The sequence below is a fragment of the Salsipaludibacter albus genome (assembly GCF_019798055.1).
Classification (GTDB): Bacteria; Actinomycetota; Nitriliruptoria; order Nitriliruptorales; family Nitriliruptoraceae; genus Salsipaludibacter; species Salsipaludibacter albus.
The window spans coordinates 116,892-138,922 of sequence record NZ_JAHOPH010000006.1 but is presented as its reverse complement, the minus strand read 5'-3'; the positions used below and the strand labels follow the sequence as shown (position 1 = coordinate 138,922).

The following is a 22,031-nucleotide window of genomic DNA, read 5'->3' as shown; positions in this document are numbered from 1 at the left end:
GATCGGTCGGGACCCGGGTCCACTCATGCGAGAAGGCCCCGATGCAGCGTGTCGACCAGCGAGGTGAAGGACCGGTCGACGTCGCGCGGCAGCCCGAACCCCCCGGCGGCCTCGAGGGTCACGAACCCGTGCAGGGCCGAGCGGACGGCACGGGCGGCGTCGACAGCGTCGTCGCCGGTGAGCCCGAGGTCCCCGAGCACCGCCAGGACGGTCGAGAGCACCGCGTCGCTGGCGGCACGCAGGGCGACGTCGTCGGGGCCGGGAGCACGGACCGTGGCCGCGTAGCGGCCGGGATGCTCGACGGCGTAGGCCCGGTACGCCCGAGCCAGTGTCCGGAACGGCTCGTCCCCGGCGTGGGGTCCGCCGGCCGCGGCGGCGAGTCGTGCCCCGAGCTCCTCGACCGCCAGCACCGCGAGCCGGCCGTGCAGGTCGTCGATCCCGCCCACGTGCTTGTAGAGGCTGGGGACGGCCACGTCGAAGTGGGCGGCGACGGCCGCGAGGGTCAGCTGGTCGTGGCCGACGTCGTCGACCAGGTCGGCGGCGGCCCGCACCACGCGGTCGGGGTCGAGTCCGGCGCGGGGCACTCAGGCCACCCCACCCAGGTACTCGACGATGCGTGGGGCCACCAGGTCGGGGAACTCGGCGTGTGGGTAGTGCCCGGCTCCCTCCACCAGTTGGACCTGGCCCGCGAGTCGGTCGGCGATCCAGCGGGCCTCCTGCTCGGGGTCGGGGAAGTCCGGGTCCGCGGTGCCCATGACCACCAGGGTCGGCGCCTCGACCTCGCCCAGGCGTGCTTCGACGGGTGCGTGGGAGGTCTGCGTGGTGGCCTGGAATGCGTGCCACGCGCCCGGTCGGGCGAGGCTGGTGCGGATGCGGGCGCGATGACCGGCGAGGTCGTCGGGCCGGGCGCCGCGGTACAGGCTGGCGTGGTAGGCGGACCACACCGATGGGCCCCAGGGTCGCAGGAGACCCAGGCGCAGCGCGATCGCGAGCACCGGGCTCGACGGAGGCTGGCGCACGAAGGGACCGAGCAGCACGAGGGCCCGGACGGCACCCGGGTCCTCGGCAGCCGCCCAGGCGGCCGCGCCGGCACTCATCGAGTTGCCGACCAGGACCGCCGGGCCGCCCAGGTGATCGACCAGGGCCAGCAGGTCCGTGCCGGTCGGGACGTCGCCGTGGTCGTCGAAGGTCGTGTCGCTGTCCCCGTGGCCTCGCAGGTCGACCGTGGCCACGCGGTACCCGGCCTCCACCAGTCGCGGCACCAGGAAGCGGAAGGACTCCCGGACGTCCCCCATGCCGGGCGAGAGCACCAGCAGTGGGCCGTGGCCGGTGACGTCGAAGGCGATGCGTCCGCCCGGGCGGTCGAGGTACTGCGTTCCGGTCGTCGTGTCGTTCGTGGGGTCGGGACCCATGGCGGTGCTCCCTCTCCGGGTCGTCCCGGTGTCTGACCGGTGGCTAATGGCCTTAGCCTCCGGGGGTCCCCAGTGTGGCTAATAGTCTTAGCCTTGTCAAGGGTCGACGGACGGAGTGCGAGCCCGGGGGCCCATCACGCCACTGGGGGGCCGGAGACGGATGCTGGGGATACCGTCGTCGACCGGGACGACAGGAGCGGCGCCGTGGGCCATCTCGACGAGACGAAGCTGCCGGGGATCGGCCAACGGGTCGAGTTCGTGACCGAGGAGGGCCGCCGCATGGGGGTCGTCCAGCACCACAGCGGTCGACGCGAGGTGTTCGTGTGCGGACCGGAGGACCCGGACGCCACCCGGGTGACCGTCCAGCTCAGTGAGGACGACGCCCACAGCCTGGTCGAGTCACTCGGGGTGCTGTCCATCGAGGAACGTGCGGACGAGCGCAGCTACGAGATCGAGGGGCTGGTCTTCGCCTGGCTGGACGTGGACGCTGCGTCACCGGCCGTTGGTCGGTCCATCGCCGAGATGGCGATCCGCACCCACACCGGGGCGAGCATCGTCGCCGTGCTCCGGTCCACCGGCCCGGTGCCCGCGCCGGAGCCCGACTTCGCCATGCAGGCGGGGGACACGCTGGTCGTCGCGGGCACCAGCGACGGGATCCAGGCCGTCCGGACGCTGCTGACGGCCACGTGAGCCACACCGTCCTCGTGCTGCTCGAGGTCGGCGGGGTCCTGTTCCTGCTGGCGCTGATGGCACGGCTCGCCGGCCGGCTGTCGATCTCGCCGATCCCCCTGTACCTGGCGGCGGGACTGGCGTTCGGCGAGGGCGGCCTGCTGCCCCTGGACGTCTCGGAGGAGTTCGTCGAAACCGGCGCCGACATCGGCGTGATCCTCCTGCTGCTCATGCTCGGACTGGAGTACTCGGGTCGCGAGCTGACCGACAACCTGCGTCGTGCGACCCCGATCGGGCTCGCCGACATGGCGTTGAACTTCACGCCCGGGTTCGTGGCCGGCCTGCTGCTCGACCTCGGCGCGATCCCGTCGCTGTTCCTGGGTGGGGTCACCTACATCTCGTCGTCGGGGGTCGTGGCCAAGGTGTTGGCCGACCTCGGCTGGACGGGCAACCGCGAGACACCGGTCGTGCTGTCCGTGCTGGTGTTCGAAGACCTCGCCATGGCGGTGATCCTGCCGGTGCTCGGTGCGATCGCGCTCGGGGGAACGATCGTCGGTGCGGCCGTGTCCGTCGCGGTCGCCCTCGGTGCGGTCGCCCTCACCCTGTTCCTGTCGGTGCGCCACGGGGAGCGCGTCAGCGCCGCGGCGTTCTCCGACTCCGACGAGGTCAACCTCCTCACGATCCTGGGCGTGGCGCTGCTGGTGGCCGGCCTCGCCGAGGCGATCCACGTGTCGGCCGCGGTCGGCGCGTTCTTGGTCGGCATCGGGATCTCCGGCCCTGCCGCCCACCGGGCCGAGACCCTCCTGATGCCCCTGCGCGATCTCTTCGCGGCCGTCTTCTTCGTCTTCTTCGGCCTCTCCACCGACCCGTCGGTCCTGCCCGCGGTCGCGCTCCCGGTGGTCCTGCTGGCCGTCGTGACCATCCTGACCAAGGGGGTCGTGGCGTGGTACGGCGGTCGCCGCGCGGGCATCGGCACGCGGGGGCGCTGGCGGGCCGCGACGCTGTTGGCCGCACGGGGCGAGTTCTCGATCATCATCGCCGGCCTGGGCGTGACCGCCGGGGGCAGCTCCCGGCTGTCGGCCGTCGCGGCGGGCTACGTGCTGGTCACCGCGACCGTCGGGCCGGTGCTGGCCCGGGTCGTCGACCGATGGTCCCACGCACCGTCCCTGCGGGTGCGGCTCCCGTTCGCGCGATAGCCCGCCGGGCCCGGGGCCCGAACGGCCGGTGGGGTGCCCCCATGTTGCGGGCACCCCACCGGTCAGGACTCCGACCTGCTCAGTTCAGGCTGAAGCAGGGCTCGTCGAACGGGTACTCCTCGGCCGTCGGGCCGGTGAAGTCCACCTCCAGCGTCGTCAGCCCGGTGACGCCCTCGGGGTCGGGAGCGCTGATCGACGACTGCCGGACCTGCTGGTCGGCACCCTCGGCCGAGAGGTCCAGCTCGGGCAACGCACCCTCGTAGTCGACGGTGGCCGACCCAGCGGCGGCACGCACGCCCTCGGGGGTGAGGTCACCCGACTCGTAGGCGGCCTCGAGCACCGACAGGAGCGGGTAGGACATCATCCAGCCGTAGGTGGCCCCGTCGTTGGCCGGCTCGGGGATGGCCGCACGCAGGTTGTCGTGCGCCACCGACTCGCCGTTGTAGGCCTCGAACGCACCCATGACGACGTAGGACGCCTCGAGCACCGGACCGACGGGTGAGTCGAGCAGTGCGCCGTTGTAGGTCGGGTTGGACCCGACGTAGCGGCCCTGGTAGCCCTGCTGGGCCAGCCCACCCGCGATCTCGCCGAGCTCGCTCGGACCGGTGGCCATGAAGATGGCGTCGGGGGCCGGGTCCATGCCGGCGAGTTCGCCGACGGCCGCGGCGACGTCGCCACCGGCCGAGATCGGGACCTGCTCGATGTCCTCGCCGAGCACCTCGACACCGGCGGCCTCGGCGCCCAGGCGCACGCCTGCGGCCCAGTCCTCGCCGTAGTCCCCGGGGAACTTGACGATCGCGACCGACGAGACCTCGTCGGCGACGTAGTCGATGCCGTTCATGCCCTGCGCGCAGTACGACGAGCCGGACTGCAGGATCAGGTCGTTGTAGTTCCAGCCCGACCACCAGGTCATCGGACCGGCGACCATGTTGTCGGTGTCCATGGCCTCGATCACCGACAGCGTCTGGGACGTGCCCAGCGACTGCGCGATGGCCAGGACCTCGCCCCGGATCTCCTCGTACGCCTCGGCATGGACCTGCGGGTTGTACTCCGAGTCACGGGTGTACTCGGTCACGTTGACGTCGTAGGCCTCGCCGATCCCGCCGTTGTCGTTGACCCACGTCCAGAAGGCCTCGTCGGCCTCGGTGATGGGCGCCCCGAGTGGCGCGAACGGACCGACCGTGAGGTCGGAGATGATGCCCAGGTAGATGCAGCCCCGGTCGGGATTGCCGTCCGGGCACGGCTCGGCGGTGACGCCACGGCCGGTGGCGACCTCGCCGCCGGCGGCCGCGGTCTCGGAGGCGGTCGCCTCCTCGGTCATCTCCTCGGTCGCGGTCGCGTCCTCGGTCGCCGTCTCCTCCTCCGTGGCGGTCGATTCGTCGGTGGTCTCGTCTGCCCCGTCGTCACCGCCGCAGCCGGCCAGGACCAGGGCGGTCGCGGCGGCCAGCGCGGCAACGGTGCGGGTTCGTCCTCGCAACGATCTCATGCGGTATCTCCTTGTGTGGTCCCGGCTGTGCCGGGGGTGTTCGTGTCGGGGTGCCTGCCGAAGCAGGCGTGCGTCCGGAGGACGCTGCTCAGTACGAGAATGGGAAGGCCTTCCAGTAGTTGCGGACGCGGACCCAGAGGCCGATGAGGCCCCGGGGCTCGAGCAGGACGAAGGCGATCAGCAGGGCGCCGTAGAGCAACTGTTCGAGCTGGAACTCGTCGAGTGGGAACCCCGCGTCGGCGCGCCAGAACGTCAGGGTCTCGAACACCGGGGTCAGGACGCTGCCCAGGGGACCGGCGATGTCGGGCAGGATCGCGATCACCAGTGCGCCGGCGATCGACCCGGGGATCGAGGCGATGCCGCCGATCAGGATCATGGCGATGAACAGGAACGACAGCAGGAGGTTGAACTGCGTCGCCTCGATCGTCTCCAGCCGCATCGTGAGCATCGCCCCGGCGATGCCGGCGTAGGCCGACGACACCGTGAAGGCGATCAGCTTCGTGCGGGTCAGGTCGATGCCCATGATCTCGGCGGCGACGTCGCGGTCGCGCACGGCCTGGAAGGCCCGCCCGGTCCGGGACCGCACCAGGTTCAGCGCCAGGATCGTCAGCAGGATCACCACGACGAGGCTGAACCAGTACAGCAGTGCGCTGCGGGCCACGTCGACACCCAGGATCGGCCCGGTCGTGGACAGGTCGAGGCCCAGCAGCGTGGGGTCCGGTGCCTGTCGCCCGAACCCGACCCCACCGGTCAGACCGGTCCAGGTCCGCAGCACGTGGTCGCCGACCAGCACCAGTCCGAGGGTGACGATCGCGAGGTACAGCCCTCGCAGGCGGGTCGCGATCGGACCGACCAGGAAGCCGGCCAGCCCGGCGGTGATGCCCGCCGCGGGCAGCCAGACCAGGATCTCGTTGATCCCCAGTCCGAACGTGGTCTGGGTCGAGGGTCCCGAGATGACTGCGGCGGTGTAGGCACCCACCGCCAGGAAGAAGGCGTGGCCCAGCGACAGCTGGCCGGCGTACCCGCTGACGAGGTTGAGCCCGATCGCGCCGACGATGTAGGCCAGCCCGGCCAGGAGGAGGAACAGCAGTCCGTTGGACATCCACAGTGGTGCGGCGAAGGCGAACACCAGCAGGATCCCGAGCCACACGGCCCGGGTCGGGGTCCGCACCAGCGCCATCGCGTCGCGATGGGACCGGATCATCCGGGGGCGCGTGGCCATCAGGCGTCCCCCCGAGGTCCGGTCGGCGTCGTCATCGTCATCGTCGCGCTCCTCACACCCGTTGCACCTCGGCCGTGCCGTACAGCCCGTAGGGCTTCACGAGCAGGACCACGAGCATGACGATGTAGGGCACGACCAGCTCGAACCCGGCGCCGAGCCACGGCGCCGCCCCGGGCTGGTAGGCGGCCACCAGTCGTTCGGCGACGCCGATGATCAGCCCGCCGACGATCGCCCCGCGGATCGAGTCCAGTCCACCCAGGACGATCACCGGCAGGGCACGCAGCGCGAACACCCAGGTGGAGCGCGACAGCGACGAGTTGCCCATCGAGATGAACGTGCCGGCGATCGCGGCCATCGACCCCGCCAGGGCCCATGCCAGGCCGAACATCCGCCCGACCGGGATGCCCTGGGCCATGGCGGCCTCCTGGTCGAACGCGGCCGCTCGCATGGCCAGGCCGTACTTGGTGGTGCGGTAGAACACCAGCAGGGCGCTGATGACCAGGATGGCCCCGAGCATCGCGGCGAGGTCGGACTGGGGGATGGTGATCCCGCCGATGTTCACGGTCTGCAGGCCGAACGGGTCGCCCATGGTCCGCTGGTTGATCCCCAGCAGGTCGTCCACGATGACCCGCAGGACGATGTCGAGCCCGATCGTGACCATCACCGCCGAGAAGACCGGCCGGCCGACGAGCGGTCGCAGGAACAGCCGCTCGATGACGGCGCCCATGACCGCGCCCAGCACGGCGGCGATCACCACCGCGACCCAGAAGTTCCACCCGATCACGGTCGCGAAGTACATCGCCCAGTAGGCGCCGAAGACCATCAGGGCGGGCTGGGCGAAGCTCACCACGTCGGTGGCGCGGTAGATGATCACGAACCCCAGGGCGAGCAGGGCATAGATCGTGCCCAGGGCGAGTCCGGACACCACCGCCTGGAGGAACGTCGTCACCGTCCCCCCTCCCGGTCGGGGGCCGCCGTGGTGGGCGGGTCCGCCGGCGGCCGACCACCGCCGTACATGTCCTCGATCAGGTCGGCGAAGATCTCGGCGATGGCCGAGCGCTTGACCTTCTGCGTCGCGGTCACCTCGCCGTCGTCGTGGTCCAGCAGCTTGGGCAGCAGCCGGAACTCCTTGACCTGCTCGACCCGGGCGAACTTGTCGTTGGTCGCGGCGACCTCGCCGGCGACCAGCTCGACCACCTCGGGTCGTTCGGACAGGTCGCGATAGGTCGTGTAGGGGATCTTGCGTGCCTGGGCCCAGTTGCCGACCACCTCGTCGTCGATCCCGACCAGGGCCGAGATGAACTTGCGGCGGTCCCCGATGACGATCGCCTCCTTGACGAAGGGCGAGGTCTTGAGGCTGTTCTCGATCTCCGACGGCGAGATGTTCTTGCCGCCGGCGGTGATGATGATGTCCTTGATCCGGTCGACGATCTTGAGGTGGTCGCCGACCCATTCGCCGACGTCGCCGGTGTGCAGCCACCCGTCGGCGTCGATCGTCTCGGCGGTCGCGTCGGGCCGGTTCCAGTAGCCCGGGAACACCGCGGGGTGGCGCACCAGGATCTCGCCGGTCTGGTCGTCCAGCCGCAGTTCGATGCCCTCCAGTGGCATGCCGACCGTGCCCAGCACGATGTCGTCCAGCGGGTTGGCCGTGGCGACGGCGCAGTTCTCGGTCTGGCCGTAGGCCTCCGAGATGGGGACCCCGATGCCCATGAAGAACTCGAGCAGCTCCGGGGCGATGGGCGCGGCCCCCGAGATGGCGGCCCGGCAGTGTTGCAGGCCCAGCCGCTCCTTGAGTGCCCGGAACAGGAACACGTCCCCGACCGCCTCCAGTACGCGCGTGCCCGCCGTGTGGTTGCCGTCGTTGGCGACCTTGGTCGTGCCGATCCGGCGTGCCACCGACGTCCAGGCCTTCCAGTTGGCCCGCTTGAGTCGCGACGCCGACGCCATGCGCACCGAGACCCCCGCATGCATCTTCTCGAGGATCCGGGGCACGGTGGCGAAGATCGTGGGCTGGACCTCGGTGAGGTCGCGGGTCACCGTGTCGATCGACTCGGCGAAGTGCACGGTGGCGCCCTGGCTGGCGCCCTGCCAGCAGGTCAGCAGGCGCTCGTAGACATGGCACAGCGGCAGGTAGGACAGCAGCATGTCGCCCGGTCCGACCGGGGGCTGGAAGAACCCGGTCGGCGAGGTGGTCGCGGCGATCGCGAAGTTGATGTTGCCGATCGTGATCATCGCGCCCTTGGGGGGCCCGGTCGTCCCGGAGGTGTAGATCAGCAGTGCGAGGTCGTCGTCGGTGATCGCGGCGAGCCGCTCGTCCACGGCGTGGGGGTGGGACTCGCGGTGGGCCCGGCCCCGGTCCAGGAAGTCGACCCACTTCAGCAGTCGGTCGTCGTCGTAGTCGCGCACGCCCCGTTCCTCGAGGTACACGATCACCTCGAGGTCGGGCAGCTCCGCCCGGTCGAGCTGGAGCACCTTGTCGACCTGCTCCTGGTCCTCGGCGACCAGGACCCGGGCACCGGCGTCCGCCAGCATGTAGCCGACCTCGGGCGCCGGATTGGTCGGGTACAGGCCGACGCAGGCGGCGCGGATCGCCTGCGCGCCGAAGTCGGTCGCGACCCACTCGAAGCGGTTCTCGCTGTGCACCGCGACCCGGTCGCCGACCTCGATGCCCAGCGCCAGCAGGCCGTGTGCCACCAGCTCGGCGTGGTCCCAGTACTCCTGCCAGGTGATGTCCTGCCAGATCCCCAGGTGCTTCTCGCGCAGCGCCACCGGGCTGGGTGGGTCGGTGGCGTGGGCCCGCAGCCGCAGCACGGGGGCGGCGGTGGGTGGGAGGTCGATGGTCGGTGCCGGTGCGGTCGCGGTCATCGGGTCCCCTCCAGCTCGGCCATGTCGGTGCCGCCGAGGTAGGCGCGGATCACGGCCGGGTCGCGTTGCACCACCGACGGCACGTCGTTGGCGATCACCTCGCCGAAGTCCAGGACCAGCACCCGGTCGGCCAGGTCCATGACCAGTCCCATGTCGTGTTCGACCATGATGATCGTCACGCCCAGTTCGTCGCGGATGTCGAGGATGAACCTCGCCATGTCCTCGGTCTCCTCGAGGTTCATGCCGGCCACCGGCTCGTCCAGCAACAGCAGCTTGGGCTCCATGGCCAGGGCACGACCCAGCTCGACCCGCTTCTGGACGCCGTAGGGAAGCATCCCGACCAGTGCGTCCCGGTGGGACTGGATGTCGAGGAAGTCCACGATGGCCTCGACGACCTCGCGGTTGGCGACCTCGGCCTGCTGGACCCGGCGGGTGCGCAGCATCGCGGCCCCGGCGCCGTAGTGCAGGTGTTGTTGGCGACCGAGCATCAGGTTGTCGACGACGGTCAGGTTCTCGAACAGCTCGATGTTCTGGAAGGTGCGAGCGACGCCGGTCCGGGCGATCTCGTGGGGCTTCATCGTCGTCACGTCGTGGCCCAGGACGTGCATGCTCCCCGACGTCGGCTGGTAGACGCCCGAGACGAGGTTGAAGTTGGACGTCTTGCCGGCGCCGTTGGGCCCCACGATCGCGAACAGTTCCCGTGGCGCCACCTCGTAGGACACGCCCTTGACCGCCACGACGCCCGCGAACGCCAGGGTCACGTCGTCGGCGACCACGACGGGTCCGTCCGGGAGCGCCTCCTGGGTCGACGGCAGCGCAGCCGTCAGGGGATGGGTGATCGCCACGTGTGGGCCTCGCTCATCGGTCGGGTCGGTCGGTGGTGCACGTGCGGTGACAGTCGGTCGGCTCAGGACAGCCAGCGCTTGCGGCGCCGGTAGTGCTTGACGTCGCGGAACGAGTGGCCGGCACCGCCCGCGTGGACGCCGAGGTAGAACTCCTGCATGTCCTGGTCGGCGAGGAGCTCCTCGGCGGACTTGTCCAGGACCACCTTGCCGGTCTCGAGCACGTAGCCGTGCGAGGCGATGGACAACGCCATCGTCGCGTTCTGCTCGACCAGCAGGACGGCCGTGCCCTGCTCGTTGATCTCGACGATGAGCTCGCGGATCTGCTCGACCAGCTGCGGAGCCAGGCCCAGCGACGGTTCGTCCAGCAGGAGCAGGCGTGGGCTGGCCATCAGTGCACGACCGATCGCCAGCATCTGCTGCTCGCCTCCGGACAGGTAGCCCGCGGTCGCTCGACGGCGCTCGGCGAGGACCGGGAACAGGTCGAAGACCCGGTCGCTCGCGTCGGCCCGGCCACCACCCGTGTAGGCCCCGGCCCGCAGGTTCTCCTCGACGGTCAGCTCGGCGAAGACGCGGCGGCCCTCCATGACCTGTGAGATCCCCCCGGCGACGATCTCGTGGGCCTGGCGACCCGAGATGACCTCGCCGTCGAAACTGATCTCCCCGCGCGTGATCTCGCCACGGTGGACGTCCAACAGCCCGGTGAGGGCCCGCAGCACGGTCGTCTTGCCGGCCCCGTTGGGACCGAGGAGCGCGACGATCTCGCCGTCGGGGACATGCATCGACATGCCCTTGAGGACGAGGATGACGTCCTCGTAGACGACCTCGAGGTTGCGGACGTCCAGCACGCGTGCAGCCCCCTGCGGTCAGCAGTGACCGTCGTGGTCGGTGATCGTGCGCGACGTCCGGGGCGGCTGCCCCGGACGAGCCGGAGATTAGGAGCGGCTGTTCCAGTTTGAAGCCACTCCGACCGCGGTCGGAGCGTTCGTGCGACCTGCGCTCACCGGTGTCCGGTGGAGCCGAACGACGTCCGGTGGCGTCCTGGTCCGGGTCACGGGCCGGGTCACGGTCCGGGTGCCATGTCGAGGCCGGCCAGCTCCTCGACGCGGAGCACGGCGGCGGTCCGGGTCCGGCTCGCGGCGAGCTGGTCACCCAGGCCGTCGGTGATGTCGGCGACCTCCGCCGTCGTGGGCAGGACCCGGTGCGTGTCGCGGTCGACCCACGTCGGGACCGCCTCGATGCCGCTGACCTCCCACCCACCGTCGTCGTCGGGTCCGAACGTCACGATCGCCAGGAGCCCGTCGCGCTCGTCGTCGGCCACCTGGTTCGACAGGTGGTTGCCCAGTCCGAAGAGGACCCAGGTCCCGTCCACGTGCTCGACGGGCTGGACCACGTGGGCGTGGTGGCCCACGACCAGGTCGATGTCGTCGGAGGGCAGCAGGACGTCGAGCAGGTCCCGCTGGTCGGCCGTGGGCGCGTGCACGCCCTCGGCTCCCCAGTGGAGGCTGACCACGACCACGTCGGCGGCCCCGGCGGCGCGTGCGGCGTCGCGCTCGATCCTCGCGGGCTCGATCGTCGCCACCGTCCATGGCGCGTCGGCTGGGATCCGGTACCCGTTCAGGCCGTAGGTGTAGGCGAGGTGGGCGATGCGGACCCCGTCGACGTCGTAGCGCGTGATCGATCCACCCTCGGCCCGGGACCGCGCCGTGCCGGCGTGGCCGAGGCCGACCCGGTCGAAGGCCTCCAGCGTCGTGGTGACGCCCCGGACACCGCGGTCGAGGCTGTGGTTGGACGCCAGGGAGCAGCCGTCCCATCCAGCGGCGGCGATGCCGTCGACGAGGGCGGCAGGTGCGCCGAACGACGGATAGGCCGTCACGGACTGCCCCGCAGGGGCGATCGGCACCTCGAGATGGCACAGCGCCAGGTCGGCGCGCTCCAGCACCGGCCGCACCGGGTCCAGCAGCGGCGTGAAGTCCCAGCCGCCACCGGGGACCGCCGCCCGGTCGTTGACCCGGGCATGGGGCAGGACGTCGCCAGCGAAGGCGACCGTCACGGGTGCGTGGCCTGCGTTCGTCGTCGAGCGGGTCGGGGACGCCGGGGTGGTGGAGGGGGCGGCGTCGACCCTCGGACGGGTCGACGCGGGACCGGTCGCCGGCGGCAGATCCGGGGTGGGCTCGGCCGTGGGTCGGCCCCGGCTCCACCGGATCGACGCGGGGACGGCGACGACGGCAGGGTCGGTGCCGGCAGCCGCGGCGCGGGTGGCGACCCGTTCGGGTGCCGGTGGATCGGGGACCCGGTCACGGGCCAGGCCCCAGCCGACCAGGACGGGCAGGACCACCAGCAGCACGACCGGCAGGCGGGAGGGGCCACGTCGACGTCCACGTCCGGCCGCCGGCCGGACGCGAGGTCGCAGGCGCCGCGTGGAGTCCATCGTCCGACGCTAGGTGGTCGACCGTCGGGATCCAACGACCCACGCCCGCAGCAGGACGTGGTCGCTCAGCGGGCCGGAGGTTCCCCCCCGGCCTCGTGCACGATCCTGGCCTGCATGTCCCGGGACCGGGCCGCGCCGTCCTGGACGGCCTCGTCGGTCGTGACCAGGGCCTCCTCGTGCTGGCGCTCGCGTTCCTGCCGGTCCTCCTCCTCGACCTGCTGCACCGCCTCGAGGTCGGCCATGGCATCGTCGAGTCGACCGACCGCCTCGTGCACCATGCCGGGCTGGGCCTCGCCGTCGTCGACCTCCTGCGTTGCCCGGTCGTCGGCGGCGGTCGAGGACTCCGGCAGGCGCTCCCGTGCCCGCACGAGCAGCCGCGCGGCCCACATGACGCCGGCAGAGGCGAGCACGGCCAGCCCGATGGCGATCACCAGCAGGCCGGGGCCGGGAAGTGCCAGCATCGCCAGGCCGGCGACGATCAGCAACGATCCGATGATCGTCAGCACGGTCTTGCGCATGGTCCCTCCCGGTCCCACCGAAGGGTTCCCAGTGTCGCCCGTCGCGATCCGATCCGCCACCCACGGACGGGCTGGCGAGTGTCGAGCGCGGGACGACGTGACGGTCGGGGTCCCAGCAATGGGACGGTCGGCCCACGGGCCGGGACCTTCGGCACCCGTCCGGCGTCCCCGGGGCGGCTCTCCTTGCAGCAGGCAACGAACGACCACCACCGCCCGACGGCATGAACCGCCGATCCGGCCCGACCACCACGGAGCGTCGACCATGGACACCCCGACCATCCCCCGGCCCCGCGTCGCCGACCTGGTGCACGGCACCCTCCGCGTCGTCCATCCGTCCCTGCCGCTGCGCCGTGCCGCGGAACTGCTGGCGGCCGACGGCATCGGCCTGCTGGTCGTCGAGAACGCCGCCGGCGACCTGGCGGGGGTGGTCTCCGAGCGCGACCTGGTCGCCGCGATCGCCCGTGGTGGCGAACCCGACGAGGAGCGGGTCGGCGACCTGATGACCGACGACGTCGTGTGCGTCGACCTCGACGACGACCTGGCGACCACGATCGACCGGATGGTCGCGGCGGAGGTGCGTCACCTGGTGGCGCTCGACGACGACGGTGCGGTCGTCGGCGTGGTGTCGGCCCGGGACGTCCTGGGCGCCATGGGGGAGGTGGCGTCGTGACCACGGACGAACGGACCGCACGGGAACTGGCCCAGGAGCACGCCTACCGCGACGACGGGAACCTCGTCGAGCTCGACGTCGACACCTGCCTCGGCCTGCTGGCCGGACACGAGGTGGGTCGGCTGGCGCTCAACGACGACCCGGGCCCGCTCGTGATGCCGGTGAACTACGTCGTGGACGGGGGGACGGTCGCCTTCCGGACGACGTGGGGCAGCAAGCTCGACGCCGCCGAGCAGCACCGTCCCGCCTCCTTCCAGGTGGACCACCTCGACGTCGGCCGTCGCATCGGCTGGAGCGTGCTGGTGCGGGGCCGCCTCCGGGAGGTCACGGACCCCGACGAGATCGACCTGCTCGACGGCCTGAGCCTGCAGCCGTGGGCCGGTGGTGACAAGGCCCACTGGGTGCGCGTGATGGCCGCGGCCATCACCGGGCGGTGGATCCCCATCGCCGCCGATGACGACGACCCGCCGGTGACTGCACCGGCCTGACCAACGTGAGGCATGCCATGGACTCGTCCACCGCCCTCGACCGCCAGGGCCTCGTGGTCCTGGACCCCGACACGTGCCGCCGGCTGCTCGACCTGTCACCCGTCGGCCGCGTCGCCTACGTCCACGCCGGCGAACCGATGATCCTGCCCGTCAACCACCTGCGCGACGGCCACGGCGTGGTCTTCCGCAGCGCGACCGGTTCGACCCTCGACGCCGCCAGTCGCCGCGAGCCCATGGCGTTCGAGGTGGACGGCTACGACGAGAAGACGATGACCGGCTGGAGCGTGCTGGTGCGAGGCCGTTCGGACCTGGTGACGGATCCCGACGAGGTCGAGCGGCTGGCGGCCCGAGACCTGCATCCCTGGGCTGATGGTGTGGACCGGCCCACCTGGGTGCGGATCGGGGGGACCACCGTCACCGGTCGCCGGATCGCCGAGTGGCCGTCCCGTGGCCGGACCGGGGGTGGCTGACCGTGCTCGACCTCGGGCCAACGGGTCAGGCGGCCGGCACCGCGGGATCGTCGTCGTCGGCCGATTCCGGCGGGGGCAGCGCCAAGGACGCCGGTCGGCTCTCGACGATGCGCCGGGGCAGGCGTTCGCGGGTCCGGGCCAGCAGGCCGTGGGCCCAGGCGAAGCGCCGCGCCAGCAGGGCGAGACCTGCGATGATGACGAGCCACCCGGGTCCCGGCAGCACCAGGAGCACGACGCCGACGACCACCAGCAGTCCCCCCAGCACACCGGTCAGGACCGTCCGCACGAGCACCTCCCCGTCGGCCCGTGGCCGGCACGTTCCCGGCCTGCTCCCCAGTGTGGCCCATCGGCGCGACATCGTCATGGACTCCGGGACGGTGACCGTCGACGTGGCCGTCGCCGTGCCCTGACCGCCCGACCAGGAGGACCACCATGGGCCGGACCCGCACCCCCGACGAGCGGCTCGACCTGGTCGTGACCGCCGACGGCCTCGTCGACGGCCGAGCTGTCGAGCGCACCGTGACGACCCACAGCGCGCGGCTGTGGTTCGTCGGCGACCTGGTGGTCAAGCGGAAGCGACCCGTCGACCTGGGCTTCCTCGACTTCCGGCGGCTGTCGGACCGGGTGGAGGCCTGCCGTCGCGAGCTCGAGCTGAACCGCCGGCTGGGCGACGACGTCCACCTCGGGCTCGCCGACGTCACCGACGACGACGTCACCGACGACGACGGCGCGGTCGTCGACGTCGCCGTGGTGATGCGCCGCCTGCCGGACAGTGCCCGCCTGGCGACCCGGGCTCGCGCCGGTGACGACCTGGGGGAGTGCATCGGCCGGGTCGCCCGGACGATCGCGGCGTTCCACGCGGACCGACCGCCCTCGCCACGGGGTCGGGAACTTGCCGGCCCCGCCGCCCTGCGCACGAACTGGGAGGACAACCTGGCGGTGCTGCAGGCACACCCCGACCTGGCACCGCCCGACCTGGTGGCGGCCGTCGCCGACGAGGCGACCACCTGGCTGGACGGGCGGGGTCCCCTGCTCGAGCAGCGCCTGGCAGATGGCTGGATCCGGGACGGTCACGGCGACCTCGTGGCCGACGACGTGTTCTGCCTGGACGACGGGCCACGGATCCTCGACTGCCTCGACTTCGCCGATCGCTACCGCATCAACGACGTGTTGGCCGACGTCGCGTTCCTGGCCATGGACCTCGAGCGCCTCGGGCGGGCCGACCTCGCCGCGGAGCTGCTGGAACGTCACGCGGAGTTCCTGGGTGACCGGCGCGACGACGGCCTCGCCCATCACCACGTCGCGTACCGGGCGAGCGTGCGCGCCAAGGTCGCGTGCCTGGTGGACGAGCCCGATGCCGCGACGGTCGTCGCCCACCTGGACCTCGCCCACCGCCACCTGCACCGGGCGCGCGTTCGCATGGTCCTGGTCGGCGGTCTTCCCGGGACGGGCAAGTCCACCGTGGGGCGAGGACTGGCGGACCAGCTGGGGGCGGTCGTCCTGCGGTCCGACGAGGTGCGCAAGGACCTGCTGGGACGCGCCCACGACGAGCCGGCCGGGACGGGCGGCTACGACGCCGAGGTCACGGCCGGTACCTACGCCGAGCTGCTCGATCGCGCCCGTGCGCTGCTGGCCCACGGGGTGTCGGTCGTGCTGGACGCCTCGTGGGCGGACCCGCTGCACCGCCGGGTGGCGGCCTCGGTCGCGCGCGAGGTCCGGGCGGACCTCCGGCAGGTCGAGTTGCGGGTGCCCGCCGAAGTGGCACATGCGCGACTCCGGGCACGCCGGGGCGATGCCTCGGACGCCGGGACCGACGTGCACGAACGGATGCGCGAGGCCTGGGTCGACTGGTCCGGGGCGACCCTGGTCGACGGAGATGACACCCCCGAGCAGGTCGTCCAGCGGTGCCTGGGCGCCGTCGGGCTCGCCCGGCCGGTCAGCCCGGCCAGGCCGTCGGGACGATCAGGGCGACCATGAGGATCACCAGCAGGGTCAGGGGACTGCCCAGCCGCGGGTAGTCCGAGAACCGGTAGCCGCCGGGTCCGTACACCATCGTGTTGGTCTGGTAGCCGATCGGGGTCAGGAAGTCGACCGAGGCGCCGATCGCCACGGCCACCACGAACCCACGCGGATCCTGCCCGAGCTGGCCCGCCGTCTCGACCGCGATGGGGAACATCAGCAGGGCGGCCGCGTTGTTGGTCACCAGACCGGTGAGCGCGATCGTCGCCACCAACAGCCCGATCAGCACGCCGCGGGACCCGAAGCCGTCCAGCATCCCGACCATGCCACCCGCCACCAGGTCGGCCAGCCCCGAGTTCTGGACCGCGGCGGCCAGCCCGAAGGCCGACGCGATCAGCACGACCACGTCCAGGTCGACCGCGTCGCGTGCCTCGGACGGGCTGATCACGCGGGTGAGCACCAGGGCCATCCCCCCCAGGAGGCTGGCCTGCAGGATCGGGAGCAGTCCCGTCGAGGCGGCAACGATGATGGCCAGGGTGACGACGCCGACGATGGCGGCTTGGCGCGACGTCGCCGGGGGCGTGTGGGCCGAATCGGCGATCACCAGGAAGTCGCGCCGGTCCCGCCAGCGCTCGTGGAAGTCCGGGTCGGCCAGCACCAGCAGGGTGTCGCCGACGTGGAGGGGGACGGTGCCGAGCTTGCCCTCCATCAGGTGTCCCGACCGGTGGATGCCCATGACGACGCCCTGGTAGGTGCTGCGGAAGTCCGCCTTCTTCAGCGTGCGTCCCAGCAGCGGCGAGTCCATGCCGATGACGGCCTCGAAGTAGCGCGCGTCCGTGGTGTCGAGATCCTCGATGTGGTCGTCGGCCGTGCGGGACAGTCCGGGGATCCGGGGGAGCGTGTCGATGTCGTCGACCCGGCCGACGAACCGGACGCGGTCACGCTCGTGGAGCACGGTCTCGGGGGTCACGGGGGCGACCAGCTCCCCGTCGCGGACCAGCGAGGCCAGGAACACCGACGACATGTGGCGAAGGTCCGCCTCGCCGACGGTGCTGCCGTCCAGTTCCGGGCCGACCCGCATGTCCATGACGAAGTGGCGCTGCTCGTCGTCGACCTCCTGGCGGATCGAGCGCCGATCGGGCAGCACGATCGGGGCGAGCAGGATCAACAGTGCGAAGGCACCCAGCGTGATCGGCAGCCCGACCGTCGCGAGCTCGAAGAAGCCCAGCGGCTGGCGGCCACTCTCCTCCAGCAGCCCGGACACCACGATGTTGGTCGACGTGCCGATCACCGTGATCGTGCCGCCCAGCAGGGCGGCGAACGACAGAGGCATCAGGAAGCGGCTGGGTGCGAGGTCGTGCTCGTCGCACCAGGCCCGCACGGTCGGCAGCAGCATGGCCACGATCGGCGTGTTGTTGAGGAATGCCGACGAGATCGTCACGGGTGCGAGCAGGCGAACCAGGGACCGGCGCATGTTGCGTCCCGCCCCCAGCAGGCGGTGCACCACCGGGACCAGGGCGCCGGTCTTCTCGACACCACGAGCGAGGACGTAGAGGGCCGCGACGGTGACCGGCGCCGGGTTGGAGAATCCCGACAGTGCCTCGGCCGGGGTGACCACGCCGGCCACCAGGACGACCACCATCGCGGCGACCATCGTGGCTGCCGGGGAGGTCACTTCGCGCACCAGTAGGATGAGCACCCCGACGACGACCGCCGAGACGAACCACAGCTCCCACATCAGGCGTCGTCCTCCTCCACGTCAGCAACCCGCCAGGCCCGCACGATGTCGTCTGCCTACACGCTCTCCCACCTCGGCGCGCTCGAGGCGGAATCGATCCACGTCCTCCGCGAGGCCGTCGCCGAGTCCGAGCGGCCGGTGCTGCTGTTCTCCGGTGGCAAGGACTCGGCGGTCGTGCTGCACCTGGCCGTCAAGGCCTTCCATCCCGCGCGGCTGCCGTTCCCGATCCTGCACGTCGACACCGGGCACAACTTCCCCGAGGTCATCGAGTTCCGGGACCGGCAGGTCGCACACTACGACGCCGACCTGCTGGTTGCGTCCGTCCAGGACTGGATCGACGAGGGTCGCCTGGTCGAGGAGCGGGGCCGCAACGCGTCGCGCAACCGCCTCCAGATCGAACCACTCGTCGCGACCATCGAGGAGCACGAGTTCGATGCCGTGTTCGGTGGTGCACGTCGTGACGAGGAGAAGGCTCGGGCCAAGGAACGGGTCTTCTCGTTCCGCGACGAGTTCAGCCAGTGGGACCCCAAGGCCCAGCGTCCGGAGCTGTGGGACCTCTACAACGCCCGGACCCGTCGGGGCGAGCACGTCCGCGTCTTCCCGATCTCCAACTGGACCGAGGCCGACGTCTGGGGCTACATCCGGGACCAGCAGATCGAGCTGCCGTCGATCTACTACGCCCACCCGCGACGCGTGTTCTCGCGCGACGGGATGTGGATGGCCGAGTCCGACCACATCCAGATGACCGGTGACGAGCAGGTGCAGGAACGCTCGGTGCGCTTCCGCACGGTGGGGGACATGCCGGTGACCGGCGCGTTCGAGTCCACCGCCACGACGATCGACGAGATCATCGAGGAGGTCCGGGTCACCCGGGTCACCGAGCGCGGTGCCAGCCGGGCCGACGACCGCATGACCGAGGCCGCCATGGAGGACCGCAAGAAGCAGGGCTACTTCTGATGACGGCGGACACGACGGACTCCATGGAACTGGTGCGGCTGGCGACGACCGGGTCGGTCGACGACGGCAAGTCGACCCTGATCGGCCGGCTGCTGCTGGACACCAAGCAGATCTTCGCCGACCAGCTCGAGGCGATCGAGGAGGCCTCCCGGCAACGCGGGACCGACTACGTCGACCTGGCCCTGCTGACCGACGGGCTGCGTGCCGAGCGCGAGCAGGGCATCACCATCGACGTGGCCTACCGCTACTTCGCGACCCCGAAGCGGTCGTTCATCCTCGCCGACACCCCCGGCCACATCCAGTACACGCGCAACATGGTCACCGGTGCGTCGACCGCGGACGTCGCCCTGATCCTCATCGACGTCCGCAACGGGGTCATCGAGCAGACCCGCCGGCACTCGTTCATCGCCTCGTTGCTGGAGGTCCCCCACCTGGTCGTGTGCGTCAACAAGATGGACCTCGTCGACTACGACCAGGCGGCCTACGACGCCGTGGTCGACGACTTCCGCGACTTCGCGGCCCGGCTCAACATCCACGACCTGCGATTCGTGCCGGTGTCGGCCCTGCGCGGGGACAACGTCGTGGACCAGTCCGACCACATGCCCTGGTACCAGGGCCCGCCGGTGCTGCGGCTGCTCGAGGAGATCCACATCGCCTCGGACCGCAACCTCATCGACGTGCGGTTCCCGGTCCAGTACGTCATCCGGCCCCACCGGATGGACCACCAGGACTACCGCGGCTACGCCGGCCAGGTCGCCAGCGGTGTCCTCAAGGTCGGCGACGAGGTGGTCGTGCTGCCATCGGGCTACGAGAGCAGGATCGCCGCGATCGACACCTACGACGGGCCCATCTCCGAGGCCGCCCCCCCGATGTCGGTCACGATCCGGCTGGAGGACGACCTGGACGTGTCCCGGGGGGACATGCTGGCCCGACCCAACAACATGCCGCACAACGGCCAGGACCTGGATGTGATGGTGTGCTGGATGTCGGACGAGCGTGGCCTGCACGAGCGCGACAAGCTCGCGATCAAGCACACCACCAACTGGGGCCGGGTGATGGTCAAGGACTTCCACTACCGGCTCGACATCAACACCCTGCACCGCGACGAGGACGCCACCGGCCTGGCCCTCAACGAGATCGGCCGCATGCGCCTGCGTGCCACCCGTCCGATCCTGTTCGACGAGTACCGGCGCAACCGGGCGACCGGATCGTTCATCCTGGTCGACGAGTCGACCAACGACACGGTCGGTGCCGGCATGGTCCTGGGTCCGGCGACGTGAGCGCCCAGGCCCCCGGGCCCGACGGACCCGGCCACCACCCGGACGTCGTCTGGCACGACGGTGGGGTCGACCGTGGACGTCGGTCAGGCAACCGGACCGGCCGGGGCATCACGGCCTGGTTCACCGGGCTGTCGGGCTCCGGCAAGTCGACCGTCGCCGCCGCCGTCGAGCGCGAGCTGGTCGCGCGGGGCCGCGCCTGCTACCGCCTGGACGGGGACAACCTGCGGTTCGGCCTGAACGGTGACCTGGGGTTCTCGGCCGCGGACCGCAGCGAGAACGTGCGCCGGGTCGGCGAGGTCGCCCGGCTGTTCGCCGACGCCGGGCTGGTCGTGCTCGTGCCGGTCATCAGCCCGTACCGCGCCGACCGTGCCCGGGTCCGCCAGGCCCACGAGCTGGCCGGCCTGGCGTTCCTCGAGGTGTTCGTCGACACCCCGTTGGAGGTCTGCGAGCGGCGCGATCCCAAGGGCCTGTACGCCCGCGCCCGGGCCGGCGAGCTGACCGGCATGACCGGCATCGACGATCCGTACGAGGCGCCGGACGACCCGGACCTGGTGCTGGACACGGTCGGCCACGAGGTCGCCGACCTCGTCGAGGTGGTCCTGGGACGGCTCGACGTCTCCGGCCCGTGACGCGGCGTCGGCGTCCGGCCACGGATCGGGCGGCCGTGGCCCTGGGCGCCGGGTCGCTCGTCAACGGACTGGTCGCCCTGGCCTGGATCCGGGTCGGGACGCTGGCCTACGGTGCGGCCGCCTTCGCGCCCGTGTCCGTGGTCTGGAGTGTCTGGTCGGTGTCGGTGGCCGTGCTCACCTTCCCGGTGCAGCACTGGACGATCCGGGAGCTGCGCCGCGACGGGGGCGCGGCCGTGCGCCGGACCGCGACCAGGCTGATGCTCCTGGCGGTCGCCGCAGGCGTGGCGACGGCGTCGGTCGCGGCGCTGCTGGGTGCGGACGTGCTGCGCACCGACAGCTGGGTCAGTCCCGTGACCATGGGGGTGGTGGTGGCCGCGGCGGTCCCCATCGGCTGGGTCCGTGGACAGCTGGTCGCCCAGGACCGCACCTCGGCCGCGGCGCTGATGATCGGGTGCGAGAACCTGTTGCGCCTGGTCGGCGCCGGCGTGGTCGTGCTGTCCGGCCTGTCGGTGGAGGTGTTCCTGGGCACGCTCGTCCTGGGACCACTGATCCTGCTGGGATGGCCCGGACTGCTGCGGTTCAGCCGGGCCGGTGGCCCCGCGGTCTCGCTGCGCGACGTCGGCGAGCTCTCCGCGGCCAACTCCCTGTCGCAGGTGTCCCTGGCCGGCGCGCCCATCCTGATGGCCCTGCTGGGTGCCCCCGATCGCCTGGTGACGGCCGTGTTCGGCACCCTGTCCCTGGCGCGCGCTCCCTACCTCGTCCTGCTGGGGGCGAGCATGCGCCTGACCGCGCTGTGGTCCGACGATCGCCGGCGCGGGCTGACCCGGGGTCGGATCGCCGTCGCCACGGTCCTGCTCGCGGGGGTGGCGGCGCTGGTCGGGGGGTTGGTCGGTCCCTGGATCGTGGCCCTGGCGTTCGGTCCGGACACGGCCCTGCCCCCGGTGGCCACCGGGGCCGTCTCGGCCGGCGCGACGCTGGCGCTGGGGACCCTGGTCATGACCAGTCGGTACACGACCGAGGACGACACCGCGGGGCTCGCCCGGGCCTGGGTGCTGGCCACGGTGCTCGGTGCCCTGGGGCTGGCCGTGCCGTCCAGTGCGCTGGTGCGCGTGCTGACCTGGTTCGTGCTGACGGAGGCGCTGGCGGTCGTACTGCTCGGGTCACGACGACTCACGCCGCGGCGACCCCGGTCACCCTGA

The 22,031-nt window shown here is 71.6% G+C and carries 22 protein-coding genes; 10 read left to right on the top strand and 12 right to left on the bottom strand.

Annotation, left to right across the window (positions count from 1 at the left end; translation table 11 throughout):
* Positions 1-23: 23 nt before the first annotated feature.
* On the bottom strand, positions 24-584 hold the full coding sequence (locus tag KR546_RS19580; protein WP_238443742.1) for a TetR/AcrR family transcriptional regulator: 561 nt from the start codon (positions 582-584) through the stop codon (positions 24-26).
* On the bottom strand, positions 585-1,412 hold the full coding sequence (locus KR546_RS05720; protein ID WP_238443741.1) for an alpha/beta fold hydrolase: 828 nt from the start codon (positions 1,410-1,412) through the stop codon (positions 585-587).
* Positions 1,413-1,616: 204 nt separating this feature from the next.
* On the opposite strand from KR546_RS05720, the gene KR546_RS05715 reads away from it, so the two are divergent.
* Together KR546_RS05715 and KR546_RS05710 are read left to right on the top strand one after the other, a co-directional pair.
* Positions 1,617-2,102, top strand: a complete 486-nt coding sequence (locus KR546_RS05715) for a cation:proton antiporter regulatory subunit (RefSeq protein ID WP_238443740.1) — start codon at positions 1,617-1,619, stop codon at positions 2,100-2,102.
* Entirely contained in the window at positions 2,099-3,277 is a 1,179-nt protein-coding gene (locus KR546_RS05710; RefSeq protein ID WP_238443739.1) for a cation:proton antiporter, read from the top strand. The genes KR546_RS05715 and KR546_RS05710 overlap by 4 nt, the downstream gene beginning before the upstream one ends.
* A gap of 79 nt (positions 3,278-3,356) precedes the next feature.
* Here KR546_RS05710 and KR546_RS05705 read toward each other — a convergent pair whose 3' ends face one another.
* From KR546_RS05705 to KR546_RS05670, 8 genes are all read right to left on the bottom strand, one after another.
* Positions 3,357-4,763: an ABC transporter substrate-binding protein gene (locus tag KR546_RS05705; RefSeq protein ID WP_238443738.1), complete on the bottom strand. Its 1,407-nt coding sequence runs from the start codon at positions 4,761-4,763 to the stop codon at positions 3,357-3,359.
* An 88-nt stretch (positions 4,764-4,851) separates the two neighbouring features.
* The gene (locus KR546_RS05700) at positions 4,852-5,985 is read right to left on the bottom strand and encodes a branched-chain amino acid ABC transporter permease (RefSeq protein WP_238443737.1); all 1,134 of its coding nucleotides are present in this window, start codon (positions 5,983-5,985) and stop codon (positions 4,852-4,854) included.
* A 52-nt stretch (positions 5,986-6,037) separates the two neighbouring features.
* The gene (locus KR546_RS05695; protein WP_238443736.1) at positions 6,038-6,934 is read right to left on the bottom strand and encodes a branched-chain amino acid ABC transporter permease; all 897 of its coding nucleotides are present in this window, start codon (positions 6,932-6,934) and stop codon (positions 6,038-6,040) included.
* Positions 6,931-8,850 carry an AMP-dependent synthetase/ligase gene (locus KR546_RS05690; RefSeq protein ID WP_238443735.1) on the bottom strand — a complete coding sequence of 640 codons (1,920 nt, stop codon included), beginning with the start codon at positions 8,848-8,850 and terminating at the stop codon, positions 6,931-6,933. The genes KR546_RS05695 and KR546_RS05690 overlap by 4 nt, the downstream gene beginning before the upstream one ends.
* Positions 8,847-9,689, bottom strand: coding sequence for an ABC transporter ATP-binding protein (locus tag KR546_RS05685; protein WP_238443781.1), 843 nt, complete (start codon positions 9,687-9,689; stop codon positions 8,847-8,849). Before KR546_RS05685 ends, KR546_RS05690 begins: the two co-directional genes overlap by 4 nt.
* Positions 9,690-9,757: 68 nt before the next feature.
* A complete protein-coding gene (locus KR546_RS05680; RefSeq protein ID WP_238443734.1) occupies positions 9,758-10,540 on the bottom strand; it encodes an ABC transporter ATP-binding protein in 783 nt (260 codons plus the stop codon).
* Between the two features lie 215 nt (positions 10,541-10,755).
* Complete coding sequence (locus KR546_RS05675; RefSeq protein WP_238443733.1) at positions 10,756-12,123, bottom strand: CapA family protein; 1,368 nt, start codon at positions 12,121-12,123, stop codon at positions 10,756-10,758.
* A gap of 65 nt (positions 12,124-12,188) precedes the next feature.
* Complete coding sequence (locus KR546_RS05670) at positions 12,189-12,641, bottom strand: PGPGW domain-containing protein (protein ID WP_238443732.1); 453 nt, start codon at positions 12,639-12,641, stop codon at positions 12,189-12,191.
* Positions 12,642-12,903: 262 nt separating this feature from the next.
* On the opposite strand from KR546_RS05670, the gene KR546_RS05665 reads away from it, so the two are divergent.
* The 3 genes from KR546_RS05665 to KR546_RS05655 are packed head-to-tail and all read left to right on the top strand — an operon-like array spanning position 12,904 to position 14,269.
* The gene (locus KR546_RS05665; RefSeq protein WP_238443731.1) at positions 12,904-13,311 is read left to right on the top strand and encodes a CBS domain-containing protein; all 408 of its coding nucleotides are present in this window, start codon (positions 12,904-12,906) and stop codon (positions 13,309-13,311) included.
* Positions 13,308-13,799, top strand: a complete 492-nt coding sequence (locus tag KR546_RS05660; protein WP_238443730.1) for a pyridoxamine 5'-phosphate oxidase family protein — start codon at positions 13,308-13,310, stop codon at positions 13,797-13,799. The genes KR546_RS05665 and KR546_RS05660 overlap by 4 nt, the downstream gene beginning before the upstream one ends.
* Before the next feature lie 17 nt (positions 13,800-13,816).
* The gene (locus KR546_RS05655; protein ID WP_238443729.1) at positions 13,817-14,269 is read left to right on the top strand and encodes a pyridoxamine 5'-phosphate oxidase family protein; all 453 of its coding nucleotides are present in this window, start codon (positions 13,817-13,819) and stop codon (positions 14,267-14,269) included.
* Between the two features lie 25 nt (positions 14,270-14,294).
* Here KR546_RS05655 and KR546_RS05650 read toward each other — a convergent pair whose 3' ends face one another.
* Positions 14,295-14,555, bottom strand: coding sequence for a PGPGW domain-containing protein (locus KR546_RS05650; RefSeq protein WP_238443728.1), 261 nt, complete (start codon positions 14,553-14,555; stop codon positions 14,295-14,297).
* Positions 14,556-14,701: 146 nt separating this feature from the next.
* Between KR546_RS05650 and KR546_RS05645 the strand changes: the two genes are divergently transcribed.
* Positions 14,702-16,246: a bifunctional aminoglycoside phosphotransferase/ATP-binding protein gene (locus KR546_RS05645; RefSeq protein ID WP_238443727.1), complete on the top strand. Its 1,545-nt coding sequence runs from the start codon at positions 14,702-14,704 to the stop codon at positions 16,244-16,246.
* Here KR546_RS05645 and KR546_RS05640 read toward each other — a convergent pair.
* Positions 16,206-17,966 (bottom strand): SLC13 family permease, encoded by a 1,761-nt coding sequence (locus KR546_RS05640; protein ID WP_238443726.1) that lies wholly within the window; start codon positions 17,964-17,966, stop codon positions 16,206-16,208. The genes KR546_RS05645 and KR546_RS05640 overlap by 41 nt on opposite strands.
* Positions 17,967-18,011: 45 nt before the next feature.
* Here KR546_RS05640 and cysD point away from each other — a divergent pair, with 45 nt between their 5' ends.
* The 4 genes from cysD to KR546_RS05620 are packed head-to-tail and all read left to right on the top strand — an operon-like array spanning position 18,012 to position 22,031.
* The gene (gene cysD, locus KR546_RS05635) at positions 18,012-18,923 is read left to right on the top strand and encodes a sulfate adenylyltransferase subunit CysD (RefSeq protein WP_238443725.1); all 912 of its coding nucleotides are present in this window, start codon (positions 18,012-18,014) and stop codon (positions 18,921-18,923) included.
* Positions 18,923-20,203, top strand: coding sequence for a sulfate adenylyltransferase subunit 1 (locus KR546_RS05630; protein WP_238443724.1), 1,281 nt, complete (start codon positions 18,923-18,925; stop codon positions 20,201-20,203). The genes cysD and KR546_RS05630 overlap by 1 nt, the downstream gene beginning before the upstream one ends.
* A complete protein-coding gene (gene cysC, locus KR546_RS05625) occupies positions 20,200-20,832 on the top strand; it encodes an adenylyl-sulfate kinase (protein ID WP_238443723.1) in 633 nt (210 codons plus the stop codon). The genes KR546_RS05630 and cysC overlap by 4 nt, the downstream gene beginning before the upstream one ends.
* Before the next feature lie 35 nt (positions 20,833-20,867).
* Positions 20,868-22,031: a hypothetical protein gene (locus KR546_RS05620; RefSeq protein WP_238443722.1), complete on the top strand. Its 1,164-nt coding sequence runs from the start codon at positions 20,868-20,870 to the stop codon at positions 22,029-22,031.